This is a genomic window from Paenibacillus sp. FSL K6-1122 (assembly GCF_037977015.1).
GTDB lineage: Bacteria > Bacillota > Bacilli > Paenibacillales > Paenibacillaceae > Paenibacillus > Paenibacillus amylolyticus.
Genome location: NZ_CP150272.1, coordinates 7,113,779 through 7,133,582, shown reverse-complemented (window position 1 = coordinate 7,133,582; position 19,804 = coordinate 7,113,779). Strand labels below are relative to the sequence as shown.

At 43.4% G+C, this 19,804-nt stretch carries 21 protein-coding genes and 1 tRNA gene; 20 read left to right on the top strand and 2 right to left on the bottom strand.

Going from position 1 to position 19,804, the window contains the following annotated elements:
- The first annotated feature begins 492 nt into the window (after positions 1-492).
- From noc to NSQ20_RS31610, 5 genes are all read left to right on the top strand, one after another.
- A complete protein-coding gene (gene noc / locus NSQ20_RS31630) occupies positions 493-1,311 on the top strand; it encodes a nucleoid occlusion protein (RefSeq protein ID WP_340031558.1) in 819 nt (272 codons plus the stop codon).
- 189 nt (positions 1,312-1,500) lie between these two features.
- The gene (locus NSQ20_RS31625) at positions 1,501-2,262 is read left to right on the top strand and encodes an AAA family ATPase (protein ID WP_036611966.1); all 762 of its coding nucleotides are present in this window, start codon (positions 1,501-1,503) and stop codon (positions 2,260-2,262) included.
- Complete coding sequence (locus NSQ20_RS31620) at positions 2,255-3,100, top strand: ParB/RepB/Spo0J family partition protein (RefSeq protein ID WP_036611964.1); 846 nt, start codon at positions 2,255-2,257, stop codon at positions 3,098-3,100. Before NSQ20_RS31625 ends, NSQ20_RS31620 begins: the two co-directional genes overlap by 8 nt.
- A 161-nt stretch (positions 3,101-3,261) precedes the next feature.
- The gene (locus tag NSQ20_RS31615; protein WP_340031556.1) at positions 3,262-4,416 is read left to right on the top strand and encodes an aminotransferase class V-fold PLP-dependent enzyme; all 1,155 of its coding nucleotides are present in this window, start codon (positions 3,262-3,264) and stop codon (positions 4,414-4,416) included.
- Positions 4,417-4,556: 140 nt separating this feature from the next.
- Positions 4,557-5,057 carry a DUF4446 family protein gene (locus tag NSQ20_RS31610; RefSeq protein WP_036611960.1) on the top strand — a complete coding sequence of 167 codons (501 nt, stop codon included), beginning with the start codon at positions 4,557-4,559 and terminating at the stop codon, positions 5,055-5,057.
- Here NSQ20_RS31610 and yyaC read toward each other — a convergent pair.
- Positions 5,032-5,637, bottom strand: coding sequence for a spore protease YyaC (gene yyaC, locus NSQ20_RS31605; RefSeq protein ID WP_036611957.1), 606 nt, complete (start codon positions 5,635-5,637; stop codon positions 5,032-5,034). The genes NSQ20_RS31610 and yyaC overlap by 26 nt on opposite strands.
- 117 nt (positions 5,638-5,754) lie before the next feature.
- Here yyaC and NSQ20_RS31600 point away from each other — a divergent pair, with 117 nt between their 5' ends.
- From NSQ20_RS31600 to NSQ20_RS31585, 4 genes are all read left to right on the top strand, one after another.
- Positions 5,755-6,018: a DUF3343 domain-containing protein gene (locus NSQ20_RS31600; RefSeq protein ID WP_017691427.1), complete on the top strand. Its 264-nt coding sequence runs from the start codon at positions 5,755-5,757 to the stop codon at positions 6,016-6,018.
- A gap of 14 nt (positions 6,019-6,032) precedes the next feature.
- Positions 6,033-6,974 (top strand): mechanosensitive ion channel family protein, encoded by a 942-nt coding sequence (locus NSQ20_RS31595; protein WP_340031555.1) that lies wholly within the window; start codon positions 6,033-6,035, stop codon positions 6,972-6,974.
- Entirely contained in the window at positions 6,964-7,173 is a 210-nt protein-coding gene (locus NSQ20_RS31590) for a DUF951 domain-containing protein (protein WP_036611950.1), read from the top strand. Before NSQ20_RS31595 ends, NSQ20_RS31590 begins: the two co-directional genes overlap by 11 nt.
- A 103-nt stretch (positions 7,174-7,276) precedes the next feature.
- Positions 7,277-7,367 (top strand) — tRNA-Ser (locus tag NSQ20_RS31585).
- A gap of 450 nt (positions 7,368-7,817) precedes the next feature.
- Here NSQ20_RS31585 and NSQ20_RS31580 read toward each other — a convergent pair.
- Positions 7,818-8,012 (bottom strand): YjzC family protein, encoded by a 195-nt coding sequence (locus NSQ20_RS31580; protein ID WP_036611947.1) that lies wholly within the window; start codon positions 8,010-8,012, stop codon positions 7,818-7,820.
- A 202-nt stretch (positions 8,013-8,214) separates the two neighbouring features.
- Here NSQ20_RS31580 and rpsF point away from each other — a divergent pair, with 202 nt between their 5' ends.
- The 11 genes from rpsF (at position 8,215) to NSQ20_RS31525 (ending at position 19,596) form a co-directional block, all read left to right on the top strand.
- Positions 8,215-8,508 carry a 30S ribosomal protein S6 gene (rpsF, locus tag NSQ20_RS31575; RefSeq protein ID WP_036611944.1) on the top strand — a complete coding sequence of 98 codons (294 nt, stop codon included), beginning with the start codon at positions 8,215-8,217 and terminating at the stop codon, positions 8,506-8,508.
- 48 nt (positions 8,509-8,556) lie between these two features.
- On the top strand, positions 8,557-9,042 hold the full coding sequence (gene ssb / locus NSQ20_RS31570; RefSeq protein ID WP_017691432.1) for a single-stranded DNA-binding protein: 486 nt from the start codon (positions 8,557-8,559) through the stop codon (positions 9,040-9,042).
- A gap of 56 nt (positions 9,043-9,098) precedes the next feature.
- Positions 9,099-9,371 carry a 30S ribosomal protein S18 gene (gene rpsR / locus NSQ20_RS31565; protein WP_017691433.1) on the top strand — a complete coding sequence of 91 codons (273 nt, stop codon included), beginning with the start codon at positions 9,099-9,101 and terminating at the stop codon, positions 9,369-9,371.
- A gap of 228 nt (positions 9,372-9,599) precedes the next feature.
- Positions 9,600-10,190, top strand: a complete 591-nt coding sequence (locus NSQ20_RS31560) for a M15 family metallopeptidase (protein ID WP_127547524.1) — start codon at positions 9,600-9,602, stop codon at positions 10,188-10,190.
- Between the two features lie 725 nt (positions 10,191-10,915).
- Positions 10,916-11,905, top strand: a complete 990-nt coding sequence (locus NSQ20_RS31555) for an ABC transporter ATP-binding protein (protein ID WP_036612047.1) — start codon at positions 10,916-10,918, stop codon at positions 11,903-11,905.
- 14 nt (positions 11,906-11,919) lie between these two features.
- Positions 11,920-12,852 carry an ATP-binding cassette domain-containing protein gene (locus NSQ20_RS31550; RefSeq protein WP_338707435.1) on the top strand — a complete coding sequence of 311 codons (933 nt, stop codon included), beginning with the start codon at positions 11,920-11,922 and terminating at the stop codon, positions 12,850-12,852.
- A gap of 7 nt (positions 12,853-12,859) precedes the next feature.
- Positions 12,860-13,822, top strand: a complete 963-nt coding sequence (gene opp4B / locus NSQ20_RS31545) for an oligopeptide ABC transporter permease (RefSeq protein ID WP_340031554.1) — start codon at positions 12,860-12,862, stop codon at positions 13,820-13,822.
- Positions 13,823-13,849: 27 nt separating this feature from the next.
- Positions 13,850-14,755: an ABC transporter permease gene (locus NSQ20_RS31540; RefSeq protein ID WP_338707433.1), complete on the top strand. Its 906-nt coding sequence runs from the start codon at positions 13,850-13,852 to the stop codon at positions 14,753-14,755.
- Positions 14,756-14,774: 19 nt separating this feature from the next.
- Positions 14,775-16,601: an oligopeptide ABC transporter substrate-binding protein gene (locus NSQ20_RS31535; protein WP_338707432.1), complete on the top strand. Its 1,827-nt coding sequence runs from the start codon at positions 14,775-14,777 to the stop codon at positions 16,599-16,601.
- Between the two features lie 253 nt (positions 16,602-16,854).
- Positions 16,855-17,760: a D-alanyl-D-alanine carboxypeptidase family protein gene (locus NSQ20_RS31530; RefSeq protein WP_036671873.1), complete on the top strand. Its 906-nt coding sequence runs from the start codon at positions 16,855-16,857 to the stop codon at positions 17,758-17,760.
- A 249-nt stretch (positions 17,761-18,009) separates the two neighbouring features.
- Positions 18,010-19,596, top strand: a complete 1,587-nt coding sequence (locus tag NSQ20_RS31525) for an MFS transporter (RefSeq protein ID WP_340033073.1) — start codon at positions 18,010-18,012, stop codon at positions 19,594-19,596.
- Positions 19,597-19,804 lie beyond the last annotated feature (208 nt).

Sequence of the window (19,804 nt, the reverse complement as noted above, 5' to 3'; positions counted from 1 at the left end):
TCAAAACAAAATAGAATTTTAGACATAGATAAAGAGGATGTTTCACGTGAAACATTCTCTTTTTTTTGTTTTCTGAAATGGAGGACGGATTAACATTACAGATACTCTGTATTACATATGTCTTAAAGAACCCTGTAATGATGAATTTTACGCACAGTAGCTCAGGAACATTTTCAGGAATTCAATGTGTACAAGTCGTCATATTTTCAATATTCACAAAGAAAAAGCAGGAAAATTAGCAGAGTTTAAAGAATAGGTAAGCATAGGATTATGATAGAAAAGATGATAGAATAGAAGTATCCGATCCTGGGTCACAGCGATCATAGATTATATGTATAGATAGATGGATATGCGTTCGATGTTGCATGACAGGAAGCGTTATGAAAGGCAAAACTTATTCCAAGAACGATGCATGTGAAGGGTCGCTTATTGAATAAGAAGCACCTGCAAAGACTGTGGGAGCTATTACGAAACTAGGTGGTAATCTGCGGAATGAAAGAACAATTTTCGAAGTTGTTTGGTTTGGCGGAGCGCAATAACGGAGATGAGATCAAACAAATTCCGGTTAATGAAATTGTGAGCAGCCCATATCAACCCCGTACTATTTTTGATGATGATAAAATTGATGAGTTGTTGCAGACGATCAAAACACATGGCGTAATTCAGCCTATCGTCGTTCGCGTGCGAAATGGATCATATGAGATTATTGCCGGGGAACGTCGCTGGCGTGCAGTTCGAAAATTGGGTTTGGATACGATTCCGGCTATTGTGCGTGAATTCAACGACTCTCAGGCCGCATCCATTGCACTGATTGAGAACTTGCAGCGTGAAGGATTGACTTCAATTGAGGAAGCTGTCGCTTATCAGAAGCTGATTGACTTGCATCAACTGACACAGGAAAGTCTTGCACAACGACTCGGCAAAAGCCAGTCAACCATCGCCAACAAAATTCGATTGTTACAGCTTCCGGACGGCATTAAGGCCGCATTGATGGAACGCAAAATTTCTGAACGGCATGCAAGAGCATTACTTTCTCTGGATACGGAAGAACTGCAGATGAAGTTGCTCGGTGAGATTATCGAGAAAGAATTGAATGTGAAACAGACAGAGGTACGTGTTGCCTTCTACAAGGAATCTTCCAAGATCAAAAAATCTAGACGTGTTTCCTTTACCAAAGACGTAAGACTTGCACTTAATACGATTCGCCAATCCATTGATATGGTAACTGGCTCAGGTCTGGACATCAAAACAAAAGAAGCAGACCATGAGGATCATTATGAGATCGTTATCCATATTCCAAAACGCAAATAATTGAAGCTTATGGCGGCAATGGGCCGCTTTTTATGTCTATAAAGCAAGTTAGGTCTGACATGTTTAAAGAACGGTCGGTATATTGATGGAACGGTAGTTGTTGTTTGTGTGGACGATAGCCGCCTGCTTTTTGTTAACAATATCTCACAACCTACAGAAAAGACTCCTATTTTATTTGAGGTGAAGTAATTGTCTAAGATTATGGCCGTAGCAAATCAAAAGGGCGGTGTGGGGAAAACGACGACATCTGTTAACTTGGGTGCAGGACTGGCTTCACTCGGGAAAAGAGTATTGCTTGTCGATATTGACCCTCAGGGGAATACAACCAGCGGAGTCGGAATCAATAAAGCAGATGTGGCTAATTGTATATATGATGTCATTATTAATGAGGTTCCTCCTCAAGAAGCGATTTTGGAGACTCAGATTGAAGGCCTTCATATCATACCTGCAACGATTCAGCTTGCCGGAGCCGAGATCGAATTGGTGTCCACGATATCACGGGAAGTTCGCCTGAAAAAATCACTCGCCATGGTGAAAAAAAACTATGATTACATACTGATCGATTGTCCACCTTCTCTTGGTATGTTAACGATCAATTCGTTGACTGCTTCCGATTCGGTGATCATTCCGATTCAGTGTGAGTATTATGCACTTGAAGGATTAAGTCAGTTGCTCAATACAGTTCGTCTGGTACAGAAACATCTGAATACATCCCTGCAGATTGAAGGGGTATTGCTGACGATGTTTGATGCGCGGACCAATCTGGGGATTCAGGTTATTGAAGAAGTGAAAAAGTATTTTCAACAAAAAGTATATCAAACGATTATTCCGCGTAACGTACGGCTTAGTGAAGCACCATCTCATGGTCAATCCATTATCACGTATGACCCTCGTTCAAGAGGGGCGGAAGTGTATTTAGAGCTCGCAAAGGAAGTGATTTCTTATGAGTAAGCGGCTTGGAAAAGGTCTTGATGCCCTCATTCCTTCGCTTTCAATTAATGACGATGATAAAGTCGTAGAAATCCCGATTAGTCAACTGCGGGCTAACCCCTATCAACCACGTAAAGTATTTGATGAGGGCGCAATACATGAACTTGCTGAGTCCATTCGTCAGCATGGTGTCATACAACCCATTATTGTTCGTCCTGTATTACGAGGTTATGAGATTATCGCCGGAGAACGACGGTTCAGAGCTTCGCAATATTGTGGTAATGCCACGGTACCGGCTGTAGTCCGCAACTTCAGTGATCAGCAGGTAATGGAGATTGCGTTGATCGAGAACCTGCAACGGGAGAATCTGAACGCTATGGAAGTTGCAGTTGCTTATCAGGGGTTAATGGATCAATTCGCGTTGACTCAGGAAGAGTTGTCTGTAAAAGTAGGTAAATCACGTTCTCACATTGCTAACTTCTTGCGTCTGTTATCTTTGCCCGAAGAAGTAAAAGACCATGTTTCACGTGGAACATTATCTATGGGACATGCACGTGCGATCGTAGGTGTTAAAGACGAGGTTATAGTGAAGCAACTTGCGAAACAGACCATTGATCAGCAATGGAGTGTACGTGAGTTGGAGGAAGCTGTTCAACAACTGGATCGCTCCAAAACAGGTGAGGCTAAAGCCAAATCGAAGTTAAAAAAGAAAGATCCATTCATTGATACATTGGAAGAATCTCTTCGTGAACGTTTCAAAACCACAGTGAAAATCAAGCACAATAAAGATAAAGGTAAAATTGAGCTCAACTACTACAGTCAACAGGATCTGGAACGGCTATTGGAATTGTTACAATAACAGTCGGCTCTATGATTCATTAACAACATGCGGGGCTTACTCATGTCATGACATATCGCCTCTGTACCATGGAGAAACGATATGTCATTCTTTGTTTATAGGGTTATATGTGCAATATGTGCAGGCGAATTATTAATTTATAGGACAGAGGTGGTTGTGAGGTGGAGGGAGTTATCTATCTAGATCATGCAGCAACATCTTGGCCCAAACCACCTGCTGTCGGTGATGCGATGTTGAGTGCATTGGAGATTGCCGGAGCCAATCCTGGCAGAGGAAGTCACCGTATGGCTGTTCAGGCAAGTCGTGTATTGTTCGAGGCGAGAAAATCCATATCCAATATCTTTGGAATCAAAAATGCGAATGATATTGCATTCGGATCAAATACGACAGAAGCACTGAATCTGGCGATTCAAGGCTCGCTCAGAGAGGGCGACCATGTGATTGCCACCATGGCTGAACATAACTCAGTCAGACGACCACTAGAGTATATGCGCAGACTCCGAAATGTGGAGATTGATTATGTACCTGTTAATGCTGCGGGAGCCATTGATCTGATGCAAATGGAACGTATGTTTCGTTCCAATACCAGATTGGTGGTATGTACACATAGTTCGAATCTGCTTGGCAGTATTCTTCCTATTGGAGAAATTTCGCTCCTATGTCGTAAACATCAGGCGATCTTATTGGTAGATGCGGCTCAGAGTGCTGGGGTTATGCCTGTGAGTGTACAACAATTGGGCATAGATATGTTGGCTTTTCCAGGGCATAAGGGACTGCTTGGTCCTCAGGGTACAGGGGGCTTGTACATTGCTCCAGAGCTCGATATAGAGCCTTTACTTCATGGAGGAACAGGAAGTCAGTCAGAAGCTGTAGAGCAACCAAAGGTGCGTCCTGATCGGTATGAAGCGGGGACGCCGAATACAGTCGGGATCGCAGGGCTGAATGCGGGTGTGAAACATGTACTTGAGATGACACCCGCGTTCATCTACCAACATGAGTGGGAACTGACCCAACATATAATGGATGGGCTGTCATCCGTTAAGGGTATACGAATGCTTGGTCCAGAGATTGGACAGCCACGCACTGGATTAGTATCTTTTACTGTAGATGGGTATGATTCAGCACAACTGGCCTTCCGTTTAGATCGGAATTATGGGATTGCGGTTCGCTCCGGTTTTCATTGCACACCGCTTGCACACGAATCTGCTGGTACAACCGCTACCGGAGCAGTAAGGGCCAGTGTGGGGTACAATTCAACTAGAGAACATGTGGAAGCACTCGTTAAGGCAGTGTTGGAATTGACTGGGGCAGACTAGATTAGAGTTGAAATGATGAACTCATTTGATATAGGGTTGCTTGATTAAGCTTATGGATATCGGGTTGATTTATAAAGAATGATAATATTACAGGACAGACGTTAATCTGATCAAAAATATAGAGGGGTAGTTGCAATTACATGGCTGAATTAAACGAGCTGATTCTGGAACAGCTGTTATGGATTATTGGCGGAATGGCATTACTTACGGTGATCTTGCTGATTGTGAGTATTGTTCAAGGGGCAAAGTTACGAAAGTTTAAACGTAAATATGAAGCCATGATGGCTGGCAGTGGAGTAGAGGACCTGGAATCGTTGCTGGTTAATCTGAAAATTCAGATGGACAGCATTGAGGATGAACACAAACTGCAAACGAATCAGCTGCAAGTTGTCATGCAAAAGCTGACCCGCATTCAAGGTAAAGTTGGCGTGAAAAGGTACAATGCATATGGAGAGCGTGGCAGTGATCTGAGCTTCTCAATGGCTATGATTAACGATAGCCAGGATGGCATGATCCTTACGGGGATATATAACCGTGACGGTTCTTACGTATATGCCAAACCTCTTAAAGGGGGAGAGTCCACGTATACTCTGTCCCCAGAGGAAAAGGAAGCTATTACTCTGGCACAGCAAGCAGAGTAGAACGTGTATGCCATTCCCGAATGGCCGAGTATAGACTGCTGGAAATAATCTCGGACATGCGCATAACAAGACTGAGCCGTGTGTTCTGTAGAACAAAGTATTCCATAAAGCCGCCGACGTTAACGATACCTGTCAGATGGATATCGCCGACCGGCGGTAATTCTTTATTTACCCCCGCACCCGGCTTGAGTGGACCATTCACAACTTGAATGCATCCCACACTGGATGATTGTCCGAGACAGGCATCAATGCCAATCACATAAGGGTTATGGTGTGTTTTCTGTATGTTGTGGAGTGTATCTTGCAGGTTCATCGCATGAACTGGTTCATCCAAGGTACCATATAGATGGAATAAAGGGCTGTCCCACTTGGAAAGGGCTGATCCGACCAGAGGACCAAGGCAGTCGCCTGTTGAGCGATCTGTGCCGATGCAGACAATCACTACATTTTGCAGAGAATGGGCTTTATAGAGATGGAACATTAAACGATGGGTAATGGCTGAGTGAATACCTGGATCGGTATGGGGGATTTTCAAACTGGTCATGTCTTGTGATGAAAAGGAACGCGAAGTAGGATTCATAGGATCTATCCTTTCCCTTGGAATAGTAGTAACAGTATATGGAAAGGTAGAGCGTTTTATACTTCACGAGGACAAGCTTTTTCTCTAGGGTTGAACGTATGGCGAAAGGAGCCGGATATGGACGAATGGATTAACGATTGGATGCTGATTGCGTTTGATTCAACCCAGCAGGCACTGCGTGCTGAAATGCTGCTGGAGTTTGCTGAGATAGAGATTGATTTGTTCCCTACACCAAAAGAAATTACAGCAGGGTGTGCGCTATGTATTCAGTTTCCAAAAGAGGATCTGGAGCGAGTGCAGAAGATCATTCGTAACGAGTTCGTAGAGATCCGAGGCCTCTATTTCAAAACAGAAGACAGCTATGATAACATACCGATGTAGAGGAGGGATGATGAATGTTGTCATTTCAGTTTGCTCAAGGGACTACAGCTAGCGGTTCGGTAGCCGCCGTGGATGAAGCCCTTCGTTGGACGGATAAAGTCTGGAACAAAATTGCAGATCCAGAAATGTGGCTTAACATTATGTTCAGCTCAATCCGGATCATCATTATTTTTATCATCACCCGTATTGTCATTAAGGTAGTCTATCGAATTATAGATCGTTCCATGGAACGCAAGCAGGAAGGCAAGATTCGCGTGAATCCGCGCAGGTTCGTAACCGTAGGGGAACTGTTGAAAAATGCGACCTCCATAACATGTAATTTCATTATGATTCTGCTACTGTTATCTGAGATCAATATCCAAGTTGGACCTCTACTCGCGAGTGCTGGTGTGCTCGGGCTTGCCATTGGTTTTGGTGCACAGGGTCTGGTCAAGGATGTTATTACCGGTTTCTTCATTATATTGGAGGACCAGTTCGCTGTGGGGGATGTTATTCAGACGGGAACCTACAAGGGAACGGTTGAAGTGATCGGACTTAGAACAACGAAACTGGTCAGCTGGCAAGGCGAAGTGCACATTATCCCAAACGGGGCGATTGCAAGTGTAACGAACTACTCCATGTCGAATTCGCTGGCTGTAGTGGATATTCCGATGAAGGCGGACTTAAGTCTCGATGAGTCAGTACATCTGGTGAAAAAGTCTTTGGTTGGGATTGAAGAGCGTGACCTAAATATTGTGAAGGTGCCGGATGTGCTCGGTATACAGTCGATGTCCACATCAGAGTATGTGGTGCGAATTGTGGCTGAATGTATGCCTAACTCTCGTGCTTCGGTGGAACGTCAGATTCAGGGCGATGTGAAGAAAACGCTGGAGTATCATGAGATGAGCAATCAAGCTGTATTGGAACAGGCAGTAGCTTTGGAGAAAGATGAGGGGGATGGCACAGGTGGAGCGTAAAAGTTTCCAGCTTGGGGATATTGTGCAGATGAAGAAGCAGCATCCCTGTGGCAGCAATGAGATGGAGATCATTCGTATGGGTATGGATATTCGGATCAAGTGTGTCGGATGTAAACACAGCGTGTTGATTCCAAGAGCGAAATTCGAGAAAAACATGAAGAAGGTACTGCGTTCAGCGGAAGATTCCACTGAATCCTGAGCTTGCAATAATTCGGTATGCAGTATGCGTAATAACGTTTACATGCAGGCTCCGTAGGAGTGTTGCGTTCTGTAAATGATCATGCTATAATCAATATTGCTGCGGAAAGGTACCCAAGAGGCCCAAGGGGGCTGACTCGAAATCAGTTAGGCGTGTCACAGCGTGCGTGGGTTCGAATCCCACCCTTTCCGCCACTTCAATTGTAATTTACTCAATACACATTGAGTTTAATAAAAAGATCGATAAGAAGACTTTCCATTAGGAAAGTCTTTTTTTTGTATAACGTTTTATTGAATATGTATTGAAATGTATCGATATCAGATGCATCATTAATGACTCGAAAATGACTCGAACGAAAAACAAAGAGCCCCGAAGGGCTCTTTATCCGGCGGTGCATTTGTTTGTTAGGAAACAATCGGTCGTAACAATCAGACACTTGGTGTACTGCATGTAGCAATACGCGTGCTTCAGACGAAGGGCCTTACTACACATAACCACTTGCTTCTTAAATTACGTGATGAATCTCCAACAGCGAATGATCGGCTTCGTTGTCCAACGGAACCACACCTCTCTCGTGCACCGCCTGATTGTATTATGTGCTTTATTCCGTTTTATATACATCGATCGTCAAAAAATTATTGCGATTAATGGACGCGGGCTTTGGTCAGCTTCTTCCACTTACGATTTTGATTGCTTGTTTCGGGGAAAGCTTCACCTTTTTGCAGCGTAACACGCTTTGGGTTCTGAATTTCCGTGACAAAGCTTTTCTCCCCAACTTCCGTGTACTCTCCATCGTTTGGTGCTTTGTCTCCTGGCTCAAACTCGGTTTTTTCACCCATGATAAAACCTCCTCTGCAAATTATGTTACTTTGTTACTTCTGTAGTGTGCTCCATAGCCGGGCTGATCATGTGCCAATATGTACAGGGAACGTTTGCTTGCACTTTGACTCGGTATTTGTTATATTAATATAGTTCGAGTTTGTGCTCGTTCCTTGCTCTCAACCTAGATTGAGGGCCAGAGTCCATAAGGAGGTGAAAATTATGCGCAAATATGAAGTGATGTACATTATTCGTCCTGACATTGAGCAAGAAGTTGTTCAAGCTACAGTCGATAAATTCCAAGGCATCATCTCCAACGGCGGTGGTGAAGTTACAGCTCACGACGTTATGGGTAAACGCCGTCTTGCGTATGAGATCAAGAAATTCCGTGATGGTTTTTATGTTCTGGTACATTTCACTGCTGAACCAGCAGTTGTAACTGAACTTGAGCGTCTCATGAAGATTTCTGACGAAGTAATTCGTTATCTCATTACCAACGACGTTAAGTCTGCTTAAGACTACTCGTGATTAACGCACCAATACGCTCTGAAGGAGGGGATTACATTGTTGAACCGTGTCATTCTGATCGGACGGTTAACCCGGGATCCTGAGTTGCGTTACACTCCAGCAGGAGTAGCAGTTACGCAATTTACTTTGGCAGTGGACAGACCGTTTACAAGCCAAGGGGGAGAAAAGGAAGCCGATTTCATTCCGGTCGTAACCTGGAGACAGCTTGCCGAGACCTGTGCGAACTACTTGCGCAAAGGACGCCTGGCTGCAGTCGAAGGACGCATTCAAGTACGGAACTACGAGAATAACGAAGGAAAACGTGTATACGTGACCGAAGTCATTGCCGATAATGTCCGTTTCTTGGAGTCAGCTAACCGTGATAATAGCGGTGGCGGCGGTGGGCAACCAATGCGTGAAGAGCCTTCTTATGGAGGCGGCGGACGCGCGAACAATAACAATAATTCGCGTAGCAACAATCAGGATCCTTTTTCCGATGACGGAAAACCGATTGATATATCGGATGATGATTTGCCATTTTAACATGAGCTGATACTCTTAGGAGATATGGGTTACATGATAGGAAAGGACTGAAAAGCATGGGCTTCAAGCAAAGAGAAGGCGGAGACAACGATAAAAGACCGGCACGTCGTGGCGGCCGTAATAAACGTCGTAAAGTGTGCTTCTTCACAGCTAACAAAATTACTCACATCGATTATAAAGATACGGACTTGCTTCGTAAATTTATCAGCGAACGTGGAAAAATTTTGCCACGCCGTGTAACAGGTACTAGCGCTAAATATCAACGCATGCTGACGATTGCAATCAAACGCTCCCGTCAAATCGCATTATTGCCATACACAACTGAGTAGTTTTTACTCAGCTTGCATACGAAGCAGTCGGCTTATAGCCGGCTGCTTTTTTGTATATATCAATAGAATTATTAGAAATAACAGATCCACTCTAACAAATGGAAGAATTCAATACTGTGGTGATAGAAGCATTCAAGGCTCAAATGAATTATAATAGAGTCTAATCTACTGAAAAGGTTCAGGCAGCAGGAATAGCTGTTTATTTCAGAATAAACACCAGGAGTGGATATGAATACATCAAAACGTAAAGGCAAACAGAGAAAAAAAAGTCTGAAAACCTGGATTATAGCTACTCTTTTACTTTCCATTATATATGTATGGTTACAGCAAAAAGATGATATAGATAATATGTGGCCTGGGACAACAATCCAAGAAGCTCTGCCAATCACCGGCCTACATCCTGTGGTAGCAGAGAATGAGAAATTATTGGTACGTAAGGCAGCGAGACGTGGAATAGAGATTGTTATCACCCACGGTTACCGAAGTTCCGAGGAGCAAGATGCACTATTCAACCAAGGACGCTCAAGCGCAGGCAATATCGTTACTAATGCACGTGGTGGTGAGTCATATCATAACTACGGATTGGCAATTGATTTTGCACTGAGGACGCCTGAGGGTGATGTGGTGTGGGATATGGAACGGGATGATAACGGCAATGGCGAGGCAGACTGGATGGAAATTGTGGATCTCGCCAAAGAGTTAGGTTTCACTTGGGGTGGAGACTGGGCAAACTTTCCGGACTATCCTCACTTGCAGATGGATTTTGGACTGAGTATTAATGAGTTAAAACGTGGTAAAAGACCCCCTGACTCTCAGTAAAAGGTGTTATATATACACTTAAATGAATAATTATTAGATAAGCTCTGCATTTTGCAGGGCTTTTTTCTTTCTTTTGTAAAATAAATGATAAAAGATGACAATTTGGTCTTTACATTAGCAAATAAATAAAACTATACTAGATTAACTAGATTTTTTACTCTGATCGCACATATTATTTCAATTGTAAGCATAACGGCTCCGGTTCAATAAAATTCAGCTATAGATCGAGATATAATCATCACTCATATATGTAACATTTACCTCACGCAAAATTGAGATTGTCTACTTAATTTAAAGCATACACATACACTAGATGTAACTATTATGTTATGTATATGTTATTTTGACCAATTGCCTATGTAAACCTCACAGCCAAAAACAAGATAACGCCTCTCAAATTCCCTGCTATAAGCCTTTATAGTATTACTAATATCCAAATCTGTAGTATAAAAAACATTTATACCAAAAATCTCAAAATAAGCATTGACGTTAGCTAAAATTACACGTATGATTACATTAATTATTTTGATATATAATTCCGCTAGGAATTATCAACATTAATTGACCAATGGTCTAAATATAAGTCTCTTAAACTTGTTTCTCCTAACAATTTGGTATTTTGTATAAGCTATTGTTCGTTATCTTCAAGAACTTGGAAATATACAGTGGATGCATTTCTACACACGAATACAATCTACGGAAATTATGGGGTTAGGGTGATTGATTTGAATACAGAGCTATTGGAAGTCAGAAATCTAACAACATCATTCAGAATTGAAGATGACTATTATGCAGCAGTGGATCACGTTAACCTTACGGTGAAGAAAAATGAAGTGTTGGCGATTGTAGGTGAATCCGGGTCAGGTAAAAGTGCTTTTGCATTCTCTCTTATGGGTTTGCATAACAAAGCAAAGATCGAAGGCCAGATTCTCTATAAAGGACAAGATATTGCCAACATCTCCCCAAGCAAATTAAACAAGCTACGCGGCAAAGAAATGGGCATGATTTTTCAGGACCCATTGTCCGCACTAAATCCTCTAATGATTATTGGTGAACAGATTGAAGAGATTCTCACACTTCATCAGTCCAAGCTGTCTTCCAGAGAGAAGAGAGAAAAGGTCATTCACTTATTGAATCAGGTAGGGATTCCACGTCCCGAACAAATATACAAGCAGTATCCCCACGAACTATCTGGTGGTATGAGACAGAGAATTGTTATTGCCATTGCGATTGCCAACAAACCGGAACTACTCATAGCCGATGAACCAACGACGGCGCTTGACGTTACGATTCAACTACAGATTCTGGAGCTGATCCGTGATCTGAAGAGTGAAATTAACGCAGGCATTATTCTGATTACACATGATCTGGGTGTCGTAGCTGAGATGGCTGATCGCGTAGCAGTTATGTATGCAGGCGAAATTGTTGAAATCGCAGATATCTTCACATTGATGAACGATGCGAAGCATCCATATACCCGCTCATTGTTGAACTCTATTCCCACCCTGTCTGAAGAAAGATCCAAATTACATGTCATCCAAGGCATCGTACCATCACTCAAAAATCTTCCTCGCAAAGGGTGCAGATTCAAAGCCCGAATTCCATGGATTAGTGAATCGGCTCATGAAGAGAACCCACAGATGCATGAAATTGCACCAGGTCACTTTGTACGGTGTACCTGTTACCAGCACTTTCATTTCCCTGACCAAAGCTGAGGAGGAATAACATAATGGCATTACTCGAAGTAGAAGGGCTCAAGATACACTTTCCAATTCGCGGTGGATTGCTTAAACGGGAAATTGGCAGTGTAAAGGCTGTTGATGATGTTAGCTTCTCCATTGAAGAAGGACAGACCTATGGTCTAGTTGGCGAATCAGGTTCAGGTAAGACAACAACAGGCAGAGCCATTATTGGGCTAAACCATGTCACTGACGGAAAGATCCTGTTTAACGGCAAAAATCTGGCTACGGAGCGACGTAAGAACAGGCAGCTCCAGCGGGATGTACAAATGATTTTTCAAGACCCATATTCATCACTGAATCCAAAGAAGCGGGTTATCGATATTATCGCTGAGCCGTTCCGTAACTATGAGCGTCTGACAGCTACCGAGGAAAAAAGACAAGTAAGAGAATTACTTGAAAAGGTTGGCCTGAGTCCGGAATCAATCTACAAATATCCGCATGAATTCTCAGGGGGGCAGCGTCAACGGATCGGCATTGCACGGGCTATTGCACTGAAGCCGAAGTTAATTATCGCTGATGAACCTGTATCTGCACTCGATGTATCGGTACAGGCTCAGGTACTCAACTTCATGCAGGAAATTCAAAAAGAATTAAATCTGACCTATCTGTTCATCAGTCACGATCTGGGCATCATCCGTCATATGTGTGATCAGATTGGAATTATGTATAAAGGTCGATATGTGGAACAGGGCACAACAAATGATATTTTTGAGAATCCACAACACATCTATACCAAACGTCTCATTGCAGCCATTCCGGATATGGACCCAACCAAACGAGAGGAAATGGTAGCCTTCCGTCAACAGGTCAAATCTGAGTATGAAAATTCATACCGAAATTTCTTTGATGAGGAAGGGCTTGCATACTCGCTCAAATCCATTTCCGATACTCACCGAGTAGCTCTACCTCAGAAAGGTTGAAGGCCATATGTGGAAAATAATAGTACGAAGAATCATGATTATGATCCCTCAAATCTTTTTATTAAGTCTTTTGGTATTTTTGATGGCCAAAGCCATGCCAGGAGATGCACTAACCGGATTGCTCGATCCAAGTATTGATCCTAAAGCTTTGGATGAACAGAGGGAACGACTTGGACTTAACAATCCATGGTATGTACAGTATTGGGACTGGATCAGAAATGCCGCACAGGGCGACTTCGGACAATCTTTCCGATTCAAGATGCCAGTTTCTGATCTGATTGGTCAAAGAATTGCAAATACATTTTGGCTGGCTTTTGCAACACTTGTCTTCACATATTTGATCGCGATCCCACTTGGTATTATCAGTGGTCGTTATAATGATACATGGTCTGACCGGTTAATTACGGGTTACACCTATCTGGGGTTCGCAGCACCGTTGTTCATTTTTGCACTGGTTATGTTATGGATTTTTGGTTTCCACTTTGGGTTATTCCCAACGGGGGGCAGCGTGGCACCTGGACTTACACCAGGCACATTCAGTTACATTACAAGCAAGTTCTATCATCTGTTATTACCGGCATTATCCATGGCACTGATTACTACGGTATCAACCGTTCAATACTTACGGAGCGAAATTGTTGATATCAAGCATAAAGAATTCGTTCTTACTGCGCGAGCCAAGGGCGCTTCGGAGTCACGAGTTTACAACAGGCATATTTTAAGGAACTCTCTACTGCCGATTGCCGCATTCTTCGGTTATGAGATTACAGGACTTATCGGAGGTACTATTTTCATTGAGAGTATATTCAGTTACCCGGGCATGGGGCAGCTGTTCCTTACCTCAATCTCTCTTCGTGATTTCAGTGTTGTAACCGCACTTGTCCTGCTATTTGGTATAGCTACAATCCTGGGTTCGCTGTTATCTGATATTATTCTGGGATTAGTAGATCCGCGTATACGGATCAAGTAAGAACTTGAAGATTTCGGGGTGAATAAGATGAGCAAGGCCAATGATGTCGTTGTAACTTCACAGAAGATTGATAAGAGCCCCTCCAGCTTGAGTATCTTATGGAGAGAGCTTGTCCGGGATAAGGTGGCACTAATCTCGCTCATATTTTTGGGACTGGTTTTATTAATAGTCTATGGAACTGCTCTGATCCTGGATCAAGATGAAATTGTTAAAGTGGATCTATTCGCTTTGTATGAGCCGCCTTCTGCACAATACTGGTTAGGAACAGATTACGGAGGTCGTGATGTATTTGGACAACTAATCATCGGAACTCGGAACTCGTTATCCATTGCCATTCTAGTTACGGTAATGACAGGTTTCTTGGGGATCGTAATCGGTATACTTTCTGGTTATTTCGGAGGATTAATTGACAATATATTCATGCGTATCGTGGATTTTTTCATGATTCTCCCGTTCATGATGATTGTTATCGCGTTTGTTACAGCAGTACCCAAATATAATATTGTTTCGTTCTCGCTAATTATGACTGCCTTCCTATGGATGGGAATTGCTAGATTAATTCGGTCTAAGGCACTGCAGGAGAGAGAACTTGAATATGTAAAAGCTTCAAAAACATTGGGATCATCGCATCTCAAGATCATTTTCTCACAGGTTCTTCCGAATCTGAGCTCCATTATCATCGTAACGATGACATTGAATCTCGCTGCCAACATTGGCCTCGAATCAGGATTATCTTTCCTGGGATTTGGTTTTCCCGAAAGTACACCTAGTCTTGGAACACTCGTAAGTTATGCACGTAATCCGCAAACCCTGGAGTCCAGATGGTGGATATGGCTACCCGCATCGGTACTGATTCTGGTATTGATGTTGAGTATAAATAATGTCGGTCAAGCCCTAAAGCGTGCGACTGATGCAAGACAAAGAAGAGGTTAAAAAAAGGGAGGAAAGGTTCATGAAAAAGGGATTATTTTCACGGGGACTATTTTTCACGATGATGTTGGTCTTTGTATTGGTGCTCGCAGCTTGCTCTGAGAAAGAAGCAGCTACTCCAGCTCCAGCTTCCAACACAGAAGAGGGAAAAACGGAGGAAAAACCTGCTAATGAAGAGGGCGTTTACTCCATTGATGACTTCAACAATGTCAAAACGAATGAGGGTACTGCGATTGAGGGTGGATCAGTTACATTCGGACTTGTATCGGATACTGCTTTTGAAGGTACACTGAACTTTAACTTCTATTCCGGTAACCCGGATGCACAGGTTCTTCAATGGTTTGATGAAGGTTTGCTGACTTGGGATAAAGACTATGTGTACACCAATGATGGTGCTGCAACATATGAGACTTCCGAAGATGGCAAAACGTTCACACTGACCATTCGTGATAATGTGAACTGGCATGATGGCAAACCGGTAACGGCTGAAGATCTGCAGTTTGCTTATGAAGTGATTGGTAACAAAGCGTATGATGGTCCACGTTATGACTCCAACTTCACTAGCATAGTAGGTATGGACGAGTATCATGCTGGAAAAGCAAAAACAATCTCTGGTATTAAAGTGCTGAGCGACAAACAAATCAGCATTACGTATAAAGAATCTACTCCGTCCCTGCTGACAGGTGGCGTATGGACGTATCCACTGGCTAAACATATCTTCGGCGATATGGATGTAGCCAAAATGTCTTCTTCCAAAGAAGTACGTGAAAAACCAATTGGTTTTGGTCCATTTAAAGTGGATGTTATCACTCCAGGTGAGTCTGTAACTTTTGTTAAAAACGATGATTACTGGCGTGGAGCTCCAAAACTGGATGGTGTAACTCTGAAAGTTATCAACCCGACAACGGTTGTTCAAGAACTGAAATCTGGCGGGGTAGATCTTGTGGATGCATTCCCGACAGATCAATACAAAGACAATGCTAACCTGTCCAACGTAGAATTCCTGGGCGCAATCGATCGTGCTTATACGTACATCGGTTTCAAACTGGGTACGTGGGATGAAGAGAACGGAAAAGTTGTAAGCAATGCCGAAGCAAAAATGGGCGACAAAAACTTGCGTAAAGCCATGTGGATGGCTGTAGATAACGATCAAGTAGGTAAACGTTTCTATAATGGCCTGCGTTGGAATGCAACAACCTTGATTCCACCATCTCACCCAGAATTCCATGATTCCAACAATAAGGGTGTAACATATGATCCAGAAGCAGCGAAAGCATTGCTCGACGAAGCTGGTTATAAATTGGATGGTGAATTCCGTACGAATCCGGATGGAACACCACTCGAAATCAACTTTGTATCCATGACTGGTGGAGACACAGCTGAACCATTGGCTCGTTATTATGTTCAATCATGGGCAGCTATTGGTTTGAAAGTAAATCTGGAAATGGTTGAGTTCAACAGCTTCTATGACCGTGTAGGTAACACAGGTAAAGATGATCCGAACATTGATGTGTATCAAGCAGCATGGGGCGTTGGTATTGACGTAGATCCATCTGGTCTGTATGGCCGTGATGCACTCTACAACTTCTCCAGATTCTCCAGCGAAGAGAATGACAAATTGCTGGCACAAGGTATCTCAGCTGAAGCATTTGATGTAGACAAGCGTAAAGAGATCTACAATCAATGGCAGCAATACATGGTAGATGAAGTTCCTGTATTCCCTACACTGTATCGTGCAGTTGTAGCACCCGTTAACAAACGTGTAATGAACTATGCGATTGGTGATGGAACAGGCGTTTACCTGAGCGACCTGCAAGTTAATGCAGACAAAGCAGTTGTAGCTCAGTAAAACATTCTTAAATTAGCAGCTGTAAGGATTGGGGTCCTTTAAGAAGTCGGTTGCTAGATTATTAATGAAGAATTCTCCTGGGAAAATGAATAAAAAGTGTCTTTAAAAACATGGATTCTGTACACTCTGGCATGGGTGTATGGGGTTCATGTTTTTTTGTAACCAAAAAATAAAAAAAATTTAACTTTTTTTCAAAAAAGTGCAGACAAAATGCCTCTTTACTTCGTCTATATAGGTAAGAGGTGATCATCTTATGAAAAAATGGTGGAAACGGGCAGGTATGCTGCTGGCTCTCTTGCTTATTATATATTTGGGTGTGAAACCGGACATGCTGGTAGGCAAACCGGGAATTAAAGCTGAATCTGCGGTATTAATGGATATGAACTCTGAACAGATCTTAATGGATTTTAACGGCTCCGAAGAGATTGCTCCGGCAGGCGTCAGTAAGTTGATGACAGAACTGTTAGTAATGGAGGCCGTGATCAATGGTGATATAGGCTGGAATGATCTTGTTAATGTGAGTCTGTATGCCAGCTCCGTGGGGGGCAGTCAACTGACCCTGAAACAGGGAGAGCAGTTCACCGTTCAGGAGTTGTTCGAGATCGTAGCTGTCTATTCAGCCAATGATGCAGCGGTTGCTCTGGCTGAACATATCAGTGGTACAGAGCAGAAGTTCGTGCAACAGATGAATCACAAAGCAACTCAGATTGGACTTTCTGAGGATACACAATTCACGAATTCAACGGGCCTCAGTGAAAAGCTGCTTGGTCCTAACCGTCCGATGGATATACAAGGGCAGACCTTAATGACGGCTATAGATGCATGCAAGCTTGCGCGATATCTGCTGAATAACCATCCCGAGATTTTAAGAATCTCCAGTCAAATGCAAGTATCAATGCACCAAAAAGGGATGTACATGAGTAACACGAACTGGATGTTGTCCTCTATTGGTGGGCCGTATGCTTACGATGGGAATGACGGATTAAAGACCGGGTATGATGAAGATTCCGGATATCATTTTGTGGGGACAGCTGAACGTGATGGCAAAAGACTGATATCAGTTGTATTTGGAACAGATACTCGTGAAGGGCGTTTTGTGGAGACTCGGAAGTTATTCAACTATGGGTTTTCGGGAAACCGAGTCAGACCAGATTATTGACATTACGTAAGCGTTAGTACGTTAGATAAGATATGAGGGCTGTCCGCAGGTTCGACTGAACATGTGGTAGCTCTATTTTATCGAATCAGAGGTAAATTGATCCATATAACCATATTATTAAATTGACATATGGTTTTCTTTTGTTTTAAAATGACCAGTGAGTCATTATTATTCAATCCAGTTTAATATATATGTACCAAACCAACTGTACGATACTGAATTTACGATCTGATCGGGAGGTAACTTATGATGCAAAAACAAATGAAATGGCCGCTAGTCTTGTTTGCCATAGGGGTATTTATGGCTGCGCTGGATAACGGGATCATCACCTCTTCACTGACCACCTTAAATGCATCATTTGGTGTGTCGCCAACATGGGGAGCATGGACGATTACGCTTTACACGCTTGGGCTTGCGGTGAGTGTACCTATTGCGGGCAAACTGTCGGACCGTTATGGTCGCAAGAAATTATTTTTGATTGAAGTGGCGTTGTTTGGGATCGGGTCCCTGCTTGTCGCGTTGAGCACATCGTTTACCTTTTTCCTGATTGCTCGTGTCATTCAAGCTTTGGGCGGTGGTGGGATTTTTATCATTGCCAGCTCATACGTATTAAGCAAGTTCCCGGCGGAGCGACAAGGTACAGCCTTGGGTCTGCTCGGAGGGATGAATGGTGTTGCCGCTATATTGGGACCCAATGTCGGTGCTTTTATACTGGATCTGACTGGCAACTGGCATTGGTTATTCCTGATTAACGTGCCTATCGCCATTCTGCTATTCATAGCAGGTATTCGATTTATTCAGGAAGAGCAGGAACTGAATCGTGCAGCAGTGGACTGGAGCGGTATTGCTGTCCTAACGTTGGGTGTACTCAGTTTAATGTATAGCTTCAGCAATCTGGACGGTGTGAACATGCTTCAAAGCCTGGGATCACCGATGTTCTACGGCTTTTTCATGGCAGGTGTAATCCTTCTGGTGCTCTTTTACTTCATGGAAAAAAGGCTGGAAGGATCTGAACGTGAACCTGTTGTATCGACACAGCTTCTGGGCATTGCGTCCTTTCGCTGGACGTTGCTAATTGCTTTTTTCTCGGGAGCCATTCTGGCCTCAGTGATCTTCATTCCCGGATTTGTTGAGCAATATCTCGGCGTATCCAATACAGCTTCCGGGTACTGGTTTACTCCACTCGCGCTGGCATCCGGCATCGGGGCAGGTGGAGGTGGATACCTCGTTGACCGCAAAGGGCCGATCTGGACGTTATCGGTTGCGGGGCTGCTATCTGCCATTGGATTCCTGCTGTTCCCGCTATGGGTGGAGCATATCTGGCAATTTGTCATCGCGAGTACATTCGTAGGTATCGGTTTCGGTATGATGCTTGGTGCGCCAGTTAACGTACTTGTCACGGAACAGGCGGGGGATAACAACAAGGGCATCGCGGTAGCGACCAGTTCGTTATTCCGCCAGATGGCGATGGCTATTGCGCCTACGATTTTCGCTGGATTCCTGGCACGTTCTTTCATTAATCTGGGATCCAACATTCAGGCAGGATTCGCTGACAAAGGAATTCAGGTGCCTCCGGAGATGCTGGAGCAATATGCATCGGGTGGAGCAACAGGGAGTGATGTCTCCAGTCTGACAGAGGGCCTGTCCCAGATTCCTGATGAAGGCATCCGTGATGTGTTGCTCCAGGCAGTGCATCAAACGACAGGGCAGGGTTATAATGGCCTTTTCTGGTCTGCGGTGGTATTCAGTGTGCTTACGCTGGTAGCTGCGCTTATAACGGGACGTCTGCGTCAAAAAGAGAAGAGCCAACATGTGGAAATTATATCCACAAACTGATTCGATAACGTTAGAAATGAAGAGAACAGTGTACCTTTTGTAGCTAAAAAGGAGCCGCTGTTCTTTTCAATTTAACCGGATTGTAACTTTTCTTGCTCCTGCAATGATTACAATAGAACGAGCGTAAGCGGTGTCTTGATTCCAGAGAGAGAAAACTTCAGTGAACACCGAGTCACAAGGCATCCCAGACGTTTAATTGGTATTATAT